The sequence below is a fragment of the Streptococcus sp. FSL R7-0248 genome, assembly GCF_037967965.1.
Lineage (GTDB): Bacteria > Bacillota > Bacilli > Lactobacillales > Streptococcaceae > Streptococcus.
Window position 1 is genome coordinate 1,873,388 of sequence record NZ_CP150201.1, and the last position, 18,230, is coordinate 1,891,617.

General features: G+C 41.1%; 18 protein-coding genes. 2 read left to right on the top strand and 16 right to left on the bottom strand.

What is annotated here, in order from left to right; translation table 11 throughout:
- Positions 1 to 50 precede the first annotated feature (50 nt).
- From NYE32_RS08525 to NYE32_RS08590, 14 genes are all read right to left on the bottom strand, one after another.
- A complete protein-coding gene (locus tag NYE32_RS08525) occupies positions 51 to 1,424 on the bottom strand; it encodes a GHKL domain-containing protein (RefSeq protein ID WP_073686189.1) in 1,374 nt (457 codons plus the stop codon).
- A gap of 35 nt (positions 1,425 to 1,459) precedes the next feature.
- Positions 1,460 to 2,770, bottom strand: a complete 1,311-nt coding sequence (locus NYE32_RS08530) for a hypothetical protein (protein ID WP_156685222.1) — start codon at positions 2,768 to 2,770, stop codon at positions 1,460 to 1,462.
- 331 nt (positions 2,771 to 3,101) lie between these two features.
- Positions 3,102 to 4,844 carry a DUF6287 domain-containing protein gene (locus tag NYE32_RS08535; protein WP_156685221.1) on the bottom strand — a complete coding sequence of 581 codons (1,743 nt, stop codon included), beginning with the start codon at positions 4,842 to 4,844 and terminating at the stop codon, positions 3,102 to 3,104.
- A 9-nt stretch (positions 4,845 to 4,853) separates the two neighbouring features.
- Complete coding sequence (locus NYE32_RS08540) at positions 4,854 to 5,114, bottom strand: hypothetical protein (protein ID WP_002884593.1); 261 nt, start codon at positions 5,112 to 5,114, stop codon at positions 4,854 to 4,856.
- Positions 5,115 to 5,930, bottom strand: a complete 816-nt coding sequence (locus tag NYE32_RS08545; RefSeq protein WP_107372357.1) for an ABC transporter permease — start codon at positions 5,928 to 5,930, stop codon at positions 5,115 to 5,117.
- Between the two features lie 8 nt (positions 5,931 to 5,938).
- On the bottom strand, positions 5,939 to 6,724 hold the full coding sequence (locus tag NYE32_RS08550) for an ABC transporter ATP-binding protein (protein WP_002891779.1): 786 nt from the start codon (positions 6,722 to 6,724) through the stop codon (positions 5,939 to 5,941).
- Positions 6,725 to 6,733: 9 nt separating this feature from the next.
- Positions 6,734 to 7,246: a hypothetical protein gene (locus tag NYE32_RS08555; protein WP_070839230.1), complete on the bottom strand. Its 513-nt coding sequence runs from the start codon at positions 7,244 to 7,246 to the stop codon at positions 6,734 to 6,736.
- Positions 7,243 to 8,841 (bottom strand): Hsp70 family protein, encoded by a 1,599-nt coding sequence (locus tag NYE32_RS08560; protein ID WP_037598455.1) that lies wholly within the window; start codon positions 8,839 to 8,841, stop codon positions 7,243 to 7,245. Before NYE32_RS08560 ends, NYE32_RS08555 begins: the two co-directional genes overlap by 4 nt.
- A 368-nt stretch (positions 8,842 to 9,209) precedes the next feature.
- Entirely contained in the window at positions 9,210 to 10,241 is a 1,032-nt protein-coding gene (locus NYE32_RS08565; protein WP_156685220.1) for a S66 peptidase family protein, read from the bottom strand.
- Positions 10,242 to 10,337: 96 nt separating this feature from the next.
- On the bottom strand, positions 10,338 to 11,033 hold the full coding sequence (locus NYE32_RS08570) for a hypothetical protein (RefSeq protein WP_339156992.1): 696 nt from the start codon (positions 11,031 to 11,033) through the stop codon (positions 10,338 to 10,340).
- 4 nt (positions 11,034 to 11,037) lie between these two features.
- Positions 11,038 to 11,484 carry a LytTR family DNA-binding domain-containing protein gene (locus NYE32_RS08575; protein ID WP_070437925.1) on the bottom strand — a complete coding sequence of 149 codons (447 nt, stop codon included), beginning with the start codon at positions 11,482 to 11,484 and terminating at the stop codon, positions 11,038 to 11,040.
- A 209-nt stretch (positions 11,485 to 11,693) separates the two neighbouring features.
- Positions 11,694 to 13,421 carry a hypothetical protein gene (locus NYE32_RS08580; RefSeq protein ID WP_070437928.1) on the bottom strand — a complete coding sequence of 576 codons (1,728 nt, stop codon included), beginning with the start codon at positions 13,419 to 13,421 and terminating at the stop codon, positions 11,694 to 11,696.
- Positions 13,422 to 13,467: 46 nt separating this feature from the next.
- Complete coding sequence (locus tag NYE32_RS08585; RefSeq protein WP_073689911.1) at positions 13,468 to 14,649, bottom strand: DUF6574 domain-containing protein; 1,182 nt, start codon at positions 14,647 to 14,649, stop codon at positions 13,468 to 13,470.
- 117 nt (positions 14,650 to 14,766) lie between these two features.
- Positions 14,767 to 16,152 carry a Cof-type HAD-IIB family hydrolase gene (locus NYE32_RS08590; RefSeq protein ID WP_073689910.1) on the bottom strand — a complete coding sequence of 462 codons (1,386 nt, stop codon included), beginning with the start codon at positions 16,150 to 16,152 and terminating at the stop codon, positions 14,767 to 14,769.
- A 73-nt stretch (positions 16,153 to 16,225) separates the two neighbouring features.
- Here NYE32_RS08590 and NYE32_RS08595 point away from each other — a divergent pair, with 73 nt between their 5' ends.
- Positions 16,226 to 17,191: an asparaginase gene (locus NYE32_RS08595; protein ID WP_073688481.1), complete on the top strand. Its 966-nt coding sequence runs from the start codon at positions 16,226 to 16,228 to the stop codon at positions 17,189 to 17,191.
- A gap of 3 nt (positions 17,192 to 17,194) precedes the next feature.
- Positions 17,195 to 17,338: a hypothetical protein gene (locus tag NYE32_RS08600; RefSeq protein WP_171966960.1), complete on the top strand. Its 144-nt coding sequence runs from the start codon at positions 17,195 to 17,197 to the stop codon at positions 17,336 to 17,338.
- Positions 17,339 to 17,387: 49 nt separating this feature from the next.
- On the opposite strand, the gene NYE32_RS08605 is transcribed toward NYE32_RS08600, so the two are convergent.
- Complete coding sequence (locus tag NYE32_RS08605; protein WP_002884695.1) at positions 17,388 to 17,600, bottom strand: helix-turn-helix transcriptional regulator; 213 nt, start codon at positions 17,598 to 17,600, stop codon at positions 17,388 to 17,390.
- A gap of 9 nt (positions 17,601 to 17,609) precedes the next feature.
- Positions 17,610 to 18,218 carry a DUF2975 domain-containing protein gene (locus NYE32_RS08610; protein ID WP_073689909.1) on the bottom strand — a complete coding sequence of 203 codons (609 nt, stop codon included), beginning with the start codon at positions 18,216 to 18,218 and terminating at the stop codon, positions 17,610 to 17,612.
- Between the last annotated feature and the right edge of the window lie 12 nt (positions 18,219 to 18,230).

Sequence of the window (18,230 nt, forward strand, 5' to 3'; positions counted from 1 at the left end):
GGACCTGTACCTAAAAAAAGAGCCAAATCCTCTGATTCAGCTCTACATCTTTATTTAAAAATCAATTCCTGTTTGAAGAGGTAATCACCACTGCTTGTAATCAGGTTGGCATCGCTATACTTCCTAAGAATATCCTTGGCTGAGTGGAGGTTAAGACCTGAGGTCTTCTTCTGGTTTTCTTCCTGCATAATGGCATCAAGGTCAACTTTTTCTTCTTGCGTCCTATTTTCCATGACGAAATGGTAACTCCCATCCTTATCATGACGATGAAAACTAAAATTGATTTGACTGGCAGGCACCTGCTTACTCTCATCAATCGCATTACTAAAGAAAATGGACACCAGCAAGGTCAAGTCAACCACGTTCATGGTAAAGCCTGAAATCTCCTCAGGAATATCACAAGTCACTGGAATATTACTACGTTTAGCCTCCATCATACGAGCCGAAAGAAGACTACGTAAGGGCAAGGATTGAATATTTTCTAGCTTAGGATTATCAATGACACGGAAACGTTCAAACTCCTTGGCACTCTCTCTAAGAACATTCTGATACACCTGCTCAGCAAGGGCCTCTTCCTGGTCACGCACTTCCTCTGAAAATTGTTCCACAACCGTCTGATAAGACTGTCTATATTGTAACAATTCATTGTAGAGAAGATCAATCTTTTGGTTGGCCTTAGTCAAACTATTCAAATGCCGTTTTTCCTCCATGGCCAAACTCTCTTCCAAATACTGCCTAGACAGTTGATTAAGATGAGCAACTAGGAAAATAAAGGCCACTGCAGACAAGAGAACCCCTAACATACGAAGTCTCAATTCCAAATCTAAAGAATAACCAGGTAACCAGTCATCTAAATTCATACTGAGAAAGATTCCCAATAAATAAGTAGCCATGGCTAAGGCAGCTCTTCTAGAAATCTGGAGGTTATGGAAAGAGTCATCACTATAGACCTTCCAACGCTTCAAATCCAAGCCCAAGAAACGGTCAAAAACAAAATAAAGTGGCAAAATCAAACCGTAAGATAAGAGATAGAAAAGTGCATTAGACCCTACCTCAGCGACAGGGAGATTCAAGAGAAGGGGAATAAAGAAGAGTCCCAATAAACGATAAAGTAAATCTGACGTCACCACTGGAAACAAGGTATGAAAAGCATACTGCGTTACCGTCCAAGTCTTTCCTTTAGCCAGAATAGCCAAAACCATCAGAATAAAGACATCAGCAATCATGTTCATACTCTTAATATTATACTGAAGAACCACATCTAGCAGGGCTAAGGTCAGAAACACCGTCCAGGAGATACGGATGTCTGTCATTCGTTTGAAAATAGCACAGTTTATCGTCAGCGTTATAATAATCTGAATGGCTAGAAAGGCATCTGTATTATAGAGATTTAAAAAATTTATTCCCAAAAACGACTCAAACATCGAATCTTCTTTCTATATATTTTTTTACAAGTTGTTTAGTATTCAAATTGCTGTCTATAGATCAACTTATCATTCTTAAAGCTAAGTTTAGACTGAGGGTAACGCTCCATAATATCTTCGATCTGTTCATTAATTGACAGATGATTCTCGTACGCCTTGTGAGGTGCCTCAGCACTGTCTTGCGAAAGGGTTGTCTCTACAGAGAGGACCTGAACCTCACCACTTTGGTAATAAGACAGACGAACTAAGCTATTTTCTTGATCATGAGCTCTCAATAAGGCATTGTCCAAGAAGGTCGTTAGGACAGCTGATAGATCCACTATATCAATATGGGATGGGGATATAGGGTCTGGAACCTCCATGATAAAATCAATTCCAACAGCATGAAACTCCATATACTTACTCTCAATGACGGAACGTAACAATTGAGAAAGCAGGTTGGAAATATCTGGCATAACCTTGCTGAAGGGAACTTCTTCCTCAGATAGGTTTTGACTGTCCCCCTCTTGACTAGTAGCCAGAACAGTCTTAGCCTTCTTAGATACAACTACCTTAGGCACTCCATCACGGTATAACTCCTGATAAAGATGGAGAATATGCCTACTAGATTCCTGTAAGCTCTGGAAATGACGTTCCTGCTCCTCTTTCAACTCCAGAAAAAGTTCATCCTTTATCCACTGATTGGCATAGGAAACAACGATAAAGAAGGCTCCTGTTGCCAATAGAACGACCAACTTAGCATAATTGTTAACCACTTCCACAGGCCAGATACTAGCAAAGTAAGGCATGAATTCATTTAAAAGCCCATATGAAAGAAAGGCAAAGCTAACCCCAATAACAATAGGGGTGAAGTGTATGCGCAAACGCTCCTTTTCCTCGACCTGCAAATATTCATAACCAATAAAACGGTGAACCAAGAGGTAAATAGGATAGGTAACTACCACACAGGTAAACTCCGTTAAAGATTCTGGAATACGGCTAGTCAAGTCGGCTCCCAAAAGTAAAGGAAAGACGATTAATGACAAGCCCCGTATAATGATATTAGTTGTTCCCCAGGCATAAAAGCTATTAAATACCGGCTCTATCCATGGCAAGTCTGGACGTTTGTAATAACTAAAACAAAATAATATGAGAGGATTAAGTAAAAATTTGAATCCCATAGGAAGAAGGGGAGTCAAAACAACTGACAAAAGACCACCTAATAAAAGTAGCCTCCAAGAAATCTTGACCCTACCAGCTGCATGAAACATCAGATAATTGACAAAGAAAATCAAGAGTGTGTCTATAGATACTAGCCAATGAAAATCTTTAAAAACAGCAAATAGCGATTCAATAATAAAAGTCATTCTTTTCCCCCTCTCCCTTTAATCTGATTTAAGAAACTCCCTCAAAAATCCCCTAGGAAGCCCTTTTTACAACACTACTCATTATATAGCTTTTTGTAAGTTTTCACAATAATTAATTTTCTAATAAAGTCTATAAAACCTCTAAGAATCCATTTATTTATAGAAGATAGACTTACTATTAAATTAAAGTTACAAATGTAACATAAAAAGTTGAGACAATTTTATCTCAACTTTTTCATTAAAGACATATTCTTTTAGAAACTTTCTTTAGGTGACTAGGGACCTCTGCGACCTTCATAGAAGTTCCAAGACTTATTTTTAAACCTAAGATCTAGTCAGCCTTGTAGTAGAATTGTTTGGCGTCAGATTGTGCATCCCCTGATTGGGTCACTAGGATACGGTCTTTAGTATTATCTGAAGCATCAGGATTATTTCCTGACACATTCGGTAATGTCGTACCTTTCGGGATGAAATAGATTATTGCGCCATACATTCCTGTTCTTAGGCTCGCTCTCAGGTAGCCATTTTCAAGACTGGAATTAGCATTTTGAACCTCATAATCTGTTGGTGCAGTTACTTGATTCTTAGAAAATGTCAAACTACTACCATTCCCATTCTTCCAAGTCCCTTCGAGGCTTTGGAAGTTATTATCTTTGATAGCATTAACATCCATGCCTGTTTGCTCGGTCTTGGTTTCCGTTTTTGATTCTGTCTTAGCTTCTGATGAGCTTGATGATGACTCTGATGATTGTGAAGAACTTGAAGATTCTGAGCTTTCAGATGTGCTAGCACTAGAGTAATGCTTGAGCAACTCTTGGTAAGCCTCTTGCATGTCATCTGGTGCTACCTTATAGGTCTGAACAGCCTTCTTATCGTAATTACCCTTCCAGTAGTTCGTCACATAATAAACGGTACCGTTGGAGCCTAGAACGATTTGGTAAGAATCCTTATCTTGGTCAACCAAATCCTTATAGAGCTTGTTGTAGCCATTATAATTGCCACCAGTTTTGTCATCAGCTGAGAAGTCCTTAAAGAGGGCTTTTTGTTCAGCAGCATCGTCTTCATACATAGCATGTTTCTTATCCTTCAAGGTATAAAGACGGAAGGATGATCTTGGACTATAGTCTGCGGTCTTACCACTATTGTCATTAATCCCTAAAGCAAAGGAATCAACCGTGTTTTTATAATCCTTGAAATCATAGTTTGAGACTTCCTTGCCATTGATGATACCACTCGGAACACCAGTAATATGTTCATAGCCATCCGCATTGATGAGATTAGCAAGGATGGTAATCGTTTGGCTGCTACCTTTTTCCTTAGGTGCCTTAAATGACAGGAAGGTTGGACTACCATCATTGACCTTGGTGATACTGTCAAAGCTGCTTTGAACTAAAACAGCATCCTTGGCATAATCAGACTGATAGAGCCATTTCCCAAAAGCTTCTGTGATAGACTTAATGTCTTCGGTCGAATAGTCTGCAATATAAGTGGTTTCCTTATCACCATTGACATCAGTCTTCGTCTTGATATCTGCATTTGGCTTATTTGGATCGTTAGAAGAAGATTCTGAGCTTGCATCGCTACCAGAGGACGAGCTACTTGATTCCAAAATATCCTTAATAATGCTTTTAACTTGGCTACTTGAAGAACTAGACGAAGCCTCGCTAGACTCAACGACTTCAGAGCCTCCCTCAACCTGAGTATAGGTATCTGATTCAGTCATTTCAACCTTCGCATCTCCTCCAGGTACCATACTTGGTGTGATACGGATAGTACCGTCTGAGCTACCGTTAGTTCCAGGCAACTTAAAGCTCAAAGAACGGTCTTCCCCGGATTGAGCATTAGCCTGATAAGTATCCCCGGTCTCCGTATTTTTGACTTCGTATTTGTCTCCCTTGATCTTACGAACTTCAAAACGCACCTTGTTCCCGGTATTCTTATCGACAACGGTTGTGGCATAAACTCTTGAAGACGATGTAAAAGCCGTGCTCTGAGTGTATTTTCCAAGTACCATGAAGACCAAAAAGACAAGCAAGGCTAAACCGATAAACTTTTTATGTTTAAACTGTTTCATGAGGTCCTCCTAGATAAATAGATAGCCAACAACATAACCAAAAAGAGCAATACAAATCAAGAGCAAAATTTCCAAAACTAAAAACCAGCTAAACTTGAGATCACCCAAACCAACCTTAGACAAAACTTGTCTGAATTTAGAATTTTTCTGTCTGCTCAAGCCACTAGAAAGAGCAAAACCAGTCTTAGCAGCTTCTGCGACTTCCTTATCACTTGGCTTGCGGCCATGCTGCACTTGGAAGTCAATCAGCCATTCATCATATTGTTGCATTTATTTCTCCTTCTTCTGAAGTGTGACGAAAAAGAGTAGGGCATAAACGAGGCAATGAAGCACCAAGGCCCACCATTGTCCCCAGAATTCGCCTGTAGACCCTTGAAAGGCCTCTAACTGGCTCTTAGGAACAGGGACCCTGTACTTAGCCAAGCTAGATGGCAAGTCTGACAAGTCACTAGAAATCCCAAAAAGCTTGTGGCCATAACCTAGATAGACAAATTTTTGTACCCAATCAATGGCTTTTGGCAAAGACAGGATAGTTCCTGATAACGAAAATTGCATGATACCCACAACGACTGCTAGGATAACAGAGGTAATCTCAGATTTGCCAACCAAGGCTGAGATAAAGAGGGCAATAAAATGCGACGCCAAGAAAACCAGGAGCACTGTAATCCCAACTTCCCAACGGTAGGAACCAAAAATATGACCAGCATCTGGAAATTCCTTGTCAAAGAACTTACTAAAGACAGAGTAAGATAGGATAAAGACAATGGTTTCCAAAACAGCAAAGAAGGCGTGAATCCCCATACTAGCCAAGGCGAAGGCTGAACGACTCAAACCTGAGAAAAAGTCACGGTTGAGGACCGAGCGTTCCTTAGAAATATAAATACTGTTTTGAACCACAATCAAGAGACTGGTTGAGAAAAGCAAGAGAAAGAGGGTCATTCGAGTTGTTTCGAAATCTTTCAAAAATCCCTTGTCTTGGATATAAAGGATCAAGCCTTCGAAAGCGACAATGCCCAGAAGTACCTTCACAAAATCCATGTAGTGGTGTTTAAATTTATACCAACTTAATCGTAATGCTGCGTTCATAAGTCTCCCTAAATCTTGTAAATACGTGTTGAAGCATTGAGCTCTTGATAGACATCTGCGATATTCATATCCATATATTTACGAATCATATAAGGATCGCTAGTCTTGTATTCCAAAAGCAACTCTTCATAGGTTCCTGCAAATGTCGGACGTCCCTTAGACAAGAAGATAATCTTGTCAAAAATAGCCAAATTTTCTGTATTGTGAGTAATAACCACAATAGACTTGTTAGCTGATTTAGCCAAGATTTTCAAGGTACGTAAGAGATTACGGTCACTAAGGGCATCCAAGCCTGAAGACGGTTCATCAAGAATAAAGTAGGGACTAGGGCTAAGAAGCTCGATACCAATAGATACACGACGTTTTTGCCCACCAGAAAGCTCTGAAATCTTCTTGTTTGCAAATTCCGTCAACCCTAAATCATCCATGATGCCTGCAATGCGATGCTTTTTAGTCAGCTTACCACTTCCTTTCAGATGATGGTCCGCATAAAAATCAAAGGTCTCAGATACCTTGAGGTACTCACGTAGGAGATTTTGTTGGGGCACATAGGACCAAGAGCGTGAACCAGCAGTCACAGGTTTGCCATTTTCTAAAATACGAAATTGTTGGCAGGTTGGTTTAAGCTGGCCAAGGAGAATCTCAGTTAAGGTTGTTTTCCCTGAACCAGAGGCACCCAAGATACCGACAACTTGGCCAGTCTCCATAGTAACATCTAAATCTGTAAAGAGCTGGTTATCATTTCCCTTATATTTGAAACAGATATGTTCAAATGTTAATTGATTGGTTTCCATTAATATCTCCTAAGACATAAGTAACATCAAAGCCACAATTAGAATGGCTCCGATAATAAGAACGATGACATTGATATTGAAGAAGAGAATCAAGCTTAGTAGAATCACAAAGGCGAAGGCCGCAAAGAGGTAACTTTTAAGATATGACTCTTTAGTTTGAGTCACCGCAACAGGTTCAAAAGGGATTTCCTTTTTACCTGATACATTGCTAGTATCAGCAGCCGTCCCCTTCTCAACTTCCCAAGCCTTTCTCTGAGCCTGTCTGAGTTTTCGGTCGTATTGTAACTTCTCATGGTCTGAGAAAAAGATTGAGCGAATCGTGTAGAGCTCACTACGCAAACGCTCTCCCTCTTTATCCAAGGTACCATTTGTCCAGAGTTCCTCCAGCTCTTCACGTAAAAAGGAAAGTGCCACGAAACAATCTTGAGCCGACATCTCTGGAGAGATACGGTTACTGACCTCTCTTAAATAAGATACTTCCTGTCCTGTCTCTGTATCAATTGCTTTGTAGTAGTCTATCATGAGATGAATTTAGCAAAAATAGCTTGAAGTTCTGACAAGTCTTCCTTAACCACTTCTTGGGTTTGGTTGACTTGTGCGTTGACTGAAAAACGTGCCACAACAGTATTGCTTCGAGGATCAGACACTGTTACGGTAACAATTTGTTCCGAATCGAAGGCATAGGTGACTTGTGCCAAGAGCTCGCCTTTCTGGCGAGGTTGTGGCACTTGTCCTTCCACTTGTCCCAAAATCTTCACAGCAAATGGATTTTCATAATTTCCTTCTGTGATACGAAGCTTGAACTTACTCTGTCCATCCACGACCGCAAAGAGGTCCTTGGTCACTGCCAAAGGCAAGACCGAGTTACGTGGAACCACGACACTATTATAGTAGTCACCCACAAAGCTGTAGTTCTTGTTTGGATTTTTCTTGAAGAGCAGACCTATTCCCTGAGAGGTCACATCCTTGACAACTACTCTGTCTGTCTCAGTTGTCTTACCATCCTGGTGCTCAGAGAAGCTAACCTCGTTATTGACGATAAGGTCCGCCAAAATAGATGCCCCCTGTGCCACGATAGTGTCTGGATTAAGGTCAAACTTAGGTTCCAAACCACTCATCAAACGAATCATTTGACGAATCATTGGCATACGTGTTGAACCACCCACAAGCAGGATATGGTCAATCTCTTCCCATTTCAAGCCAGACGCTTGAAGGGTAGATTGTACCTTGATTTCAGTATCTTTGAGGAGGTCCAAGGTAATTTCATTGAAAATTGCTTGAGTAATCAAGACACCGTAACCTTGACCATTAACATAATGCTCATAGAGAGCTTGGTCATTCACAGATAGACTAGTCTTAATCTGCTCAGCCTTATATTGAAGTTGAATTTTTTCCTTCTCGGAAAGGTTAGTCATATTGACCCCTTGTTTTTCCAACTCCTGCATGATGTAGCCCACAAGACGCTTATCAAAGTCAATCCCACCAAGGCGTGAATTCCCGTCAGTCGCTAAAATATCATAGGCATGATCAGCCACGCGCATGATGGTAACATCAAAAGTTCCTCCACCAAGGTCAAAGACCAAGACATTTCCTTGGGCACTTTTAGTGTGGGCATAGGCAATGGCCGCAGCTGTAGGCTCATTGATAATACGCAAGACGTTAAATCCTGCGATACGACCAGCATTCTTCGTTGCCGCACGTTGATCTGACGTAAAGTAGGCAGGCACGGTGATGACAGCATCCTTGATACCGTCTGCTTGTCCCATCTCCTGACCAACGACATAGGCGCGTTTACGGAATTCGTTCAAAACCAAGGCCGAAAGAATAATAGAATTGACACGTGTGTGGTCTGGTGTATCACTAGCAATCGGACGCCCGATGTCACGTTTGAAGTCAAATTTAAAGTTTTCTGTACTTCCGATTTCTGTCCCACGCTCAATGGCTTCTTTACCAAAAGATACATGGTTTTGGCCACTAATATTTGAGAAGTAAACCGCTGAACGTAAGACTTGATCGTCATTCGTCCCCATCGGAATAATCTCTGGCACATCTTCACGAACAACAGCCATAACGGAATTCGTTGTTCCTAAATCAATACCAATCGCTTTTTTTCTCATAACAATTTCCCTTCTAGCCTCATTCCTCATTTTGAGTTTTCTTGACTATAGCTCCAAGTAGGCAGCCGCTTAGATTGTATCTATTCATTGCTGTCACATAAAACTCCAAAAGAGTAAAGTTATTCCAGTCTAGTTTTTTTCACTATACTATATTATCACAAATAAAGAGACTATAAAATAGGAAAAAAGGGAGTAGGACCTAACAACTTTTTTAAAATTGTTCCTTGTCCCACTCCCCTTGAGTATCAATCAATCTGATAGACTGGATGAACTTAGAAATACAGGAGTATTATCCACTTAAAGTGTCATGCTTTATAGCAACTAAGATACTCCTACTTTCTAAAAAAGCTGAGAGTCTTATCTCAGCTTTATTTGTTATAGTCAAAGTGGATAACTTGCTTCTTTGCATCTACATGGGCGTGGACTCCAAAGGGAACAATCGCTCTTGGTGTGGCATGGCCAACATTCAGATTATAGACAATCGGGATTTTGCTATCAATGATGTCCATTAAAGCCTCCTTATAGTCGTCATAGAAGGTTTCATCCATAGGTTTCCCGACCAAGAGTCCACTAATGACTTCAAATATCCCAGTTTCTTTTAATGCCTGCAACATTTTTTTGAAATCATCAGGTTCAGGCTTTTCTTCACTTGTTTCTAGCAATAGAATCTTTCCTTCCCAGTCGGATAAGTCAGGGAAAAGTTTGTATTTTTGGCAGAGGTCTGTGCTATCTGCGTGTAGAGAGTTGTCAAAAATATCATAGAGAGACTCAAGACAACCACCGAGGATTTCCCCCTCGAACTGGGCATTGCCTTGTAACAAGTCAAAACCTGTATTTGCATGGCTGACACGAGGAGTTCCCAAGGCTTTGGGACTGAAGTCAGTTCTTTCCTCATACCAAACGTCACTAGGGCGAATTTCCGAGATTCTTCCCGTTTCAATCAATTCCTTGAAGTAGTGGAGGCTATATGGCAACATTTCTTTGTCTAACTCACAAATGTCTGCTAAAAATGATTGGCCGTAAAAAGTCTTGACCCCTAGCTTATGCAACATGAGGTGGTTCATGGTTGTATCCGAGAAACCGAGAAAAATCTTTGGTTTGATAACCTTTTGTAGTTGGTCATTTTCAAAGAGGTAGGGTAGCAAGCGATAGGTATCGTCTCCACCAATGGCACATAGGATCATGTCGATGCTATCATCAGAAAAGGCATGAATCAAATCCTCTGCACGAGCTTCAGGATGTTCTTTGATAAAATCTAAGCCTTTTAGCGAATGAGGTAAAAAGATAGGATTGAGTCCGAGGTCCTTGAGACGTTGAATACCCAAGTCCACTTCGTGCTTGACAAAGTCTTCACCGATAATCCCACTAGATAAACTTATAATACCAATAGTAGAAACCATGTCTTGTCCCTCCTGAAAATAGATTGAGCCTATCTTATCACAGGAGATGAGATAAAACAATAGGTATTATATTAATCAGATGTTCCCTCCACTAACTTAATCAATCGCATTCTCACCAACATAAATAATTTCTAAATTACCCAAGGAAACATCACCTTTGATGTAGAAATCCTTGTTAGTTAAGTTGCTAGGATTTTCCTCATGCTGTACAGCTGAAAGAGAGTTATCCACATTCACATGCACCCGCCAATCACTGGGCACATAGAGGCTAAGACTTCCAAGAGAAACGTCCACATCAAACTGAGCAGATGGCCCCTCAATACGGCAATTATCAAAATAAACGGAAGCCTGTCCTAAACTAACATCCGCACTCCCATGCGTAAATTGCTGGTCATTGAGATATTTGGTCACTGTTGAAAAAGTGACATCAATATCATTTCCACCATTATTAGCCTCCGAACCAGTAACCCCTAATCCAAAGCGATTCTTTGTTTTACTAGAAGGATTGAAGAGAATGTTCAAGCCAATAACTGCAAGAATCGAAGAAAAGATAAGGACCGAATTAGATACTGGAAGAAAATGGAACTGTCCATTAAGTGAAAATAGAGCCACAATGCCATAGGCGAAACCAAGACCAAAATGTCTCTTCAAAAGACTAGAAAGGGACAAAATTGCCAATAAGACTACCCAGGCCAACATCCAAATACTAATTTCCCATTTTATAAAATAGTCTTGTACAATTACCAAAGCTGCCAAAAGGATCAAGAGGATCCCAATTAATTTCTTTCTCATTATCTTACCTCATTTCGTTTAGTCGTTCTTTTAAAACTTGATAGTAGCGTCTTGATACATGGACCTGCTTGTGGGTCTGATAAAAATTCACCGTACTAGTCCCCGAAAAAGACTTCTCTAAAGAATAAATCTGCTTAGCATTAACAATCGTCGATTTGGAAATCCGACAAAAGGCAATCGGAAGCAAGCCTTCCAATTCGTAGAGCTTTTGCTTCACCTCATAGGCCTCATCCTTGGTATGTCCAAAAATCTTTTCCCCGTCTGTTTCAAAAAAGAGAATATTTGCCAAATCCAGAAAATATTCGCTTCGATCCTTGTAAAAGGCTAAAGGAACTAACTTTTGCCTTAGAATAGATTCTTGGAGCTGGGCCAATTCCTGTGTTAACCGAGGAGCTCGAATCAAGATTTCAGGCTCATCCATGGATGGGTCCAATTCGATTCTAACTTTCATAATACTCCTTTCCTGTCTTTTTGATGCTTCCATTATAACAACTGCTTTACACAAAACAAGGCCTTTTGGGCAAGTGGCACGGTTTAGCCCCTAAGAGGTAAAAACAGACAAACAAAAGAACCTGGCTGTTGCCAAGTTCTCATTTTTAGTGTGGAGGACTCCCTCCCATTTGTAATCTGTTCAATGCTGACTAACTGGGCAAGCAACTACTACTTCACAGTATCTTCACGACTCACTTTTTGTGATTCACCAGCCTTACCATTGATACGGTAGTCGCTGTAGTTAGAACCACTACTGCTAGAGTCGCTATCGTCACCAACATATTCCACATTACATGACCAAGAGATTTTATCTTTGATATCTCCTGATGACTTAAATTTCGAATCATAACCATAATAGAAATCATAAACTGCTGTGAAGGTCACCTTGAAGGTCTTCTCACCAGTCTGAACGACTTCTGTGACGTCAACGTCTGAGAAAGAAATACTATCAGCAGCACGGTTTTTAGCACCCGTAGTATTTCTATCAATATCAGCTGTTACATCCTTGTACATGGTATCATCAGTACCATTAAGGAAAATGTCGGATACACCATCTGGTGTTGTGTTGTGATTAGAAGCGTAGCTACCAAATTTACCGTAGGCAGCAGTCAAAAGACGATCTGCCGTATCACGATCAAGAACACCATCAGCATCTAGAGTAACCGTTTGACCTTCAGAGAGTTTCTTAATAGACAGTGTCTCTGTCTTGATAGAGCTACCATCTTCGAAATTCTTCTTAACATAAACGGCTGATGATCCAGCTACTGCTACCTTGTTAACATCTAGTTTCCCTGAGTTAAGGGTTCCAATCTTGGTACCACCAACGTAGAGGTCTCCATCCTTAAGATTAGACTTAACAGTAAAGCTAAGATACTCTACAGAAAGATTGACTTCTGTTTTAGAGGTCACATTTTCCTCAGATGAGACAGTGATATCTTGATCATTGACCTTACCAGAAGCCACAAAATTGTAAGTTCCTGGATAGAGATGGTTCAATTTAGCCGTGTAGTTATTGCCATCTGTAGTCGCATAAGAAACCCCGTTAATAGTCACATTCAAATCAGCTGTATTAACGGTTAAATCAACCGTTCCAGGATCTACCACGACTCTCCACTTAGGAAAAATAAGGAACTGACGCCCAACCTTTTGCATACGTTCGCCAGACAGGAGTTGGCTCTTGCTATAGGCTTGTGTACTTTTAGTGTCTGTGTACTTGACTTCGGATGTTTTAATTTCCTTTTTAGTATCAGACCATACTTGGTATTCCAAGCTATCTTTAAAGCTCTTCTTAGCTGCTGCTTCATAACGCTCTGCTACTTGACCACGTGAGTAGTAATAAGAACCAAAGCCGTAACTAGCAAGCGCTAAGACTGCTGCAACAACACCAGCAATAATCAGGATTTTCTTTCCTTTAGCCATGGCTGGCTTGGCTGGTTTCGCTGCCTTACCATCTGAGATAAACTGATGGATGGTTGACACATCATAACCTGAAGACTTACCAAGTAGGAATTCCTCAGGGAGAGGCTGACGTCCAACATAGGTTTTAAAAGCCTTCATCCAGATGGCTTGTGCTTCTTTAGAAGCAGCCTCTGAATTTTTTTCAGTTTGACCTTGATCTGCTTGAGATACTGGTGAAAGCTCCTTAGTTTCTAAAGGAGTCGTTTCCTCTTCATCACCAAGCGGTACATCTTCAAACACTTCCTCGGCAACGTCATACTCATCAACTTCTTCTGTTGGTTCAGAAGGAGTGGCTTCTTGGTCCAAGCCCATTGCCGAAATGCCTTTAATAGCCTTTAAGTCAAAGTCTGCTTTCTGGCCTTCTTCAATCTCCAAAACATGGGGCGGACGACCAACTGCCTTTTCAAATAAATCAATCCACTTTTCTTTTGTTGCCATAAAGACTCCTATAAACTTACTTTTTCAAAAATTGCTAGATGTTTGCTTAGAATAGAAGACCTACTGTAAATGATGACATGATAGCAAATACGATTGCAAACAAGATTGACAAAATCACACCATTCAAAAGTGCTGCCAAAATCATTTGATAGAACTTATCAGCCTTCCACGCTGTTGTTACAGGAACAATTGTAAATAGATTAGCAATTGCAAATAAGAAGTAAACAACATAGAACAAGAATCCTGGGAAGGCAACAAGTCCAATAGCTCCCAACAAGATTGTTACAAGCAAGATTGGCAAGGCTAATGATGTCAAACGACCAAAACGATCAAAGCTATTCAAGAAAGTAGTCTCAGGGTCACGGAAGATGGCCTTACGTGTCACAAATCCTGCCAAGATAAAGGCAAAGATAAAGAGGAAGGCAGCTAGGATACTTGCGAAGAAGGCTCCAAAACCAATGCTAGATGTATGACTTGAAACTGGAGATGAGTAAGCATCTGTTCCATAAGAACCAAACATACTAGACAGTACATTTGTGGTTGACACAATTGAGCTAACAACTTTACGTGCAACAGCGCTCAAAATTGCAAAGAATGCAAGTCCAGTCAAGAGTGACAAGAAGATGTAGTTAAGCCAACCATTGTGCTTACCATAATCTGTCATGTCAGCTGGACGACGCCATGCATTAAGCAACCATGTCCAATAGTTTTTGAAAGTTGTCGCAAATGCTGATGGTTGTGCTGGAACAACTACAGCTTGGCCATTGATAAATTGAACATTTTGACCTGGTTGAAGCGGTTGACCGTTAGCAAAAGCTGTTTGTTGACCAGCTTGAGCATTGGCAAAACCAGCTTGTGGTTGCACTGCTTGATTTGGCACTCCTTGTACTGGAGCAGTTTGAGCCCCTGCAAAGCTTGGTTGTGCTTGAGCAGCCTGAGCATTTGCAAAAGGAGCTTGCGGTTGTGCTTCTTGTGCACCAGCGAAAGTCGGTTGTTGTTGCGCCTCTTGTGCACCAGCGAAAGTTGGTTGTGGCTGCGCCTCTTGTGCTAGTGTTTCTTGGGCACTAGCGAAAGCTGGTTGAACTGGCGCTTCTTGTACTGGAGCAGTTTCTACTGCTGGGGCGTCATCTTGGAACTCACCAGCTGCAAGTGCTGCTGCAATTTCTTCTTCAGTCGCTGAACGACCATTGATGGCTTCAAAAAAATCTAACCAATCTGCTTTAGTCATAATAATCTCCTTAAAAATACATAGAATGACTTTATTTTATCACAAATAAAGCCATTAATAAATGTCATTTTTATTAGAAAAAGGTTCGGAGCAAACTGTCCAAACCTTTATAACTTCTTATTTACTTCTTTGTAGAGATTTTTGAATCTGACGATCTAGCTCACGTTTAATGTGTGGTTCTGGTGCAAATCGCGCTTCCCAATCACTTGGTTTAAGAATTTTGTGAGTCACAGGATCAAAGTGAGCTTTGCCATCTGGGAAAATTTTACCCATATTAGCCTCATGAACCGTATCAAAGAAAGGCTTAGGATCCACACCCATAAGGACAAATGAGCCATAGGTCAAGTAAAGCAAGTCAGTCAATGCATCCACCTGACCAACCATAGTTGACTCTGAGTGCTCTTTAGAACTAACTTTGAGCGCTGCCTTGTCAAGAGCAGCATGCAAATCCAGAACAGCCTGACCAAAGACACGCTTGTCCCCACCTGATGAAGCATAGAGGAATTCGACAATTTCTTCCAACTTGAAGTCCGAACGGTGACTAGCTTCCTCAATACCGTAAACACGAGGCATATCGGTAGTTGAGCCATCCATCAAATGGTGGAAATCCTTAACCTTGTTGAAATTGTCATCATCACTGGTAAATGAATTCTCTGTTTCAAAGTGAATCAAACCATAGTGTGACAAGGCTTTGGCAATCCCATTCTGGTTATTAGTATCAGTGACATGGGTAGCCTGGTCTTTCAGTTCGTCTTCACCATTTCCCATGGCAACACCAACGCCAACGCCAGACAGCATTTCTAGGTCATTTTCCGAATCCCCAAAGGCCATAACCTCACTGAGTTCGAAACCAAAAACCTCACCTAGATGAGCAATACCTTTCAACTTAGATTGATTCGCTGAAATAATATCGGCTGAGTAAGGACTTGAGCGGGTAATCTTCACATGAGGAAATTTTTCTTCAATATCTTGTGTTTCACCCACCGTCGCTACCATAACTACCTGATAAATAGGCTCACGCATGATAGTTTTAAGGGTTTCAATGCTTTGTGGCTTGAAACGACGAATCAAAGACTTGAAACTACGCTCCACCATCTTAGCCCAGGACTTAGGGACAATACGACTAACGATTTGCCCAAACTTACTCGTCCCCATACTGATAATATTGGAACCAACAAGACCTGTACTAGTCCCTAGAGAAATCTCTCTACGGTGCTTGGTGGCATAGCGAATCAAGTTGTAGACTGTTGATTTAGGGAGCTGGTTTTGATAAAGGATCTTGTCGTGAGTCAAAATATACTGACCGTTATAAGTGACTGCAAAATCCAGACCTAGATTGTCCATGAAAGGCTGGACAAATCCTGGACCACGACCTGTTGCCAAACCAACTAAGATACCATCTTCCTTCATTTGACTGATGGCTTTTTTGGTTGAACTAGACACGCGTTTTCGGTCATTTAGAAAAGTCCCATCAATATCAAAAAAGACTGCTTTAATGGCCACAGAGCTCCCCTCCTTCTAACATTTTATGCTAAAATAAATTATAACATAAATATGATAGTGAGTAGTATAAATGATAAAAAAAATCCTAGTCCTTCACACTGGAGGGACCATTTCCATGTCAGCGGATAATGATGGCAGGGTCAGCCAAAACGCTGATAATCCCATGAACCATGTGGGACTTGATTTAGATAATTTAGAACTAACCGTTCTCGATTTTCTTAATATCCCAAGCCCACATATCACACCCTACCACATGCTGGATATTTACAAAAAAATCAAGGAAACAGCTGGTCAATATGATGGTGTGGTCATCACTCATGGGACAGATACCCTGGAAGAAACAGCCTACTTCCTAGATACCATGGCCGTCCCTGAGATTCCAATCGTTCTAACTGGTGCCATGCGTTCGTCAAACGAGCTAGGAAGCGACGGGGTTTACAACTATCTATCAGCCCTACGTGTTGCCAGTGATGACAAGGCCGCTGACAAAGGAATCCTGGTCGTGATGAATGATGAAATCCATGCAGCCAAGTATGTGACTAAGACCCATACCACAAACGTGGCAACCTTCCACACACCAACCCATGGTCCACTAGGCATCATCATGAAGCATGATATCCTCTGGTTCAAAACTGCTGAGCCTCGTGTTCGCTTTGATTTGGAACAAATTACAGGAACAGTACCAATCATAAAAGCCTATGCAGGGATGGGTATTGGAGATGGTATCATCAGTCTCCTGGATCCTGAGAAGATTGACGGTGTCGTCATCGAAGCCCTGGGTGCTGGAAACCTCCCACCACTAGCTGCAGGAGAAATCACAAAGCTTATGGACAAAGGAGTCCCTGTTGTGCTCGTCTCCCGCTGTTTCAACGGTATCGCCGAACCTGTCTACGCCTATGAAGGGGGTGGGGTCAAACTCCAAGAAGCTGGCGTTATGTTTGTTAAAGAACTCAATGCACCAAAAGCTCGCCTCAAACTCCTCATTGCACTTAGTGCAGGACTAAAAGGCCAAGAATTGAAAGATTATATCGAGGGATAAGACATGAAACTTAGCATTGAAGCAACCGATAAATTGGAAAATAAAGATTTCCACTATGAACTAACCATCTCAAAAACACATATCGCCATGGTCTGTGGTACCGTGCTAGCCAGTCTAGCGCTAGTCGCATGGTTGAAGAAAAAATAAAAAGCTTGAAGCATGGTCACCAGAAAGGTGACTGAACTGCTTCAGGCTTTTAGTTTTCTTCGTCAGGTCTATATTCAAGAATATCTCCTGGTTGGCAATCTAACTCCTTACAAATGGCATCCAGAGTCGTAAAACGGATTGCCTTGGCCTTGCCTGTCTTAAGAACCGAGAGATTGGCTGGGGTAATACCAATCCGTTCTGCAAGCTCACCCGAGCGCATCTTCTTCTTGGCAAGTTCAACGTCCAAATTGACAATAATCATAAGCCCCTCCTAAATCGTATACTCATTTTCCTCAGCAATGGCATTAGCCTTAGTCAAAATCATAGCGACAGCATAGAGGACAAAGCTAACTAGCAAATAACTGATGTTAAAGAAACTATAACTCTGGTTGCCTGTTCCAAACGTAAAAATACCATTATTGATAAAGGTCCCAAGAACGAGCAAATGCGCTGACCAACGAACCAACCTAGCATTTTTAGCGATGAAAATATCAGAACGATAAAGATTAATCAAAAAGGCACGTAGGCACAACAAGAAACCTATGTTGACTACCATACGAAGGAAATCAATGGTTGCTACAAAAAGCGTCAGACTAGGACCCTTGCTTTTCACGGTAACTCCCGAACCGAGAAGCATACGCAAACCTTGTTGTAAGAGTCCTTCATGACCAGTCAGAATAAAGGCGTCATTAAGAATGGTAATAACAAGACTTAAAAAGCCCGCAAAAAGGAGGACATTAACGAACAGGAGAACACTACGCAGACGTTTCTGTTCTTGCGTCTCCTGACGATTTTTAGCACTTTTAGCCGATTTCCAACCATAATAACTAGAGCCAGCCAAGGCTAGGACGATTAAAAAATAGAATAAGATAGTTGTCATGTGTTACCTCGA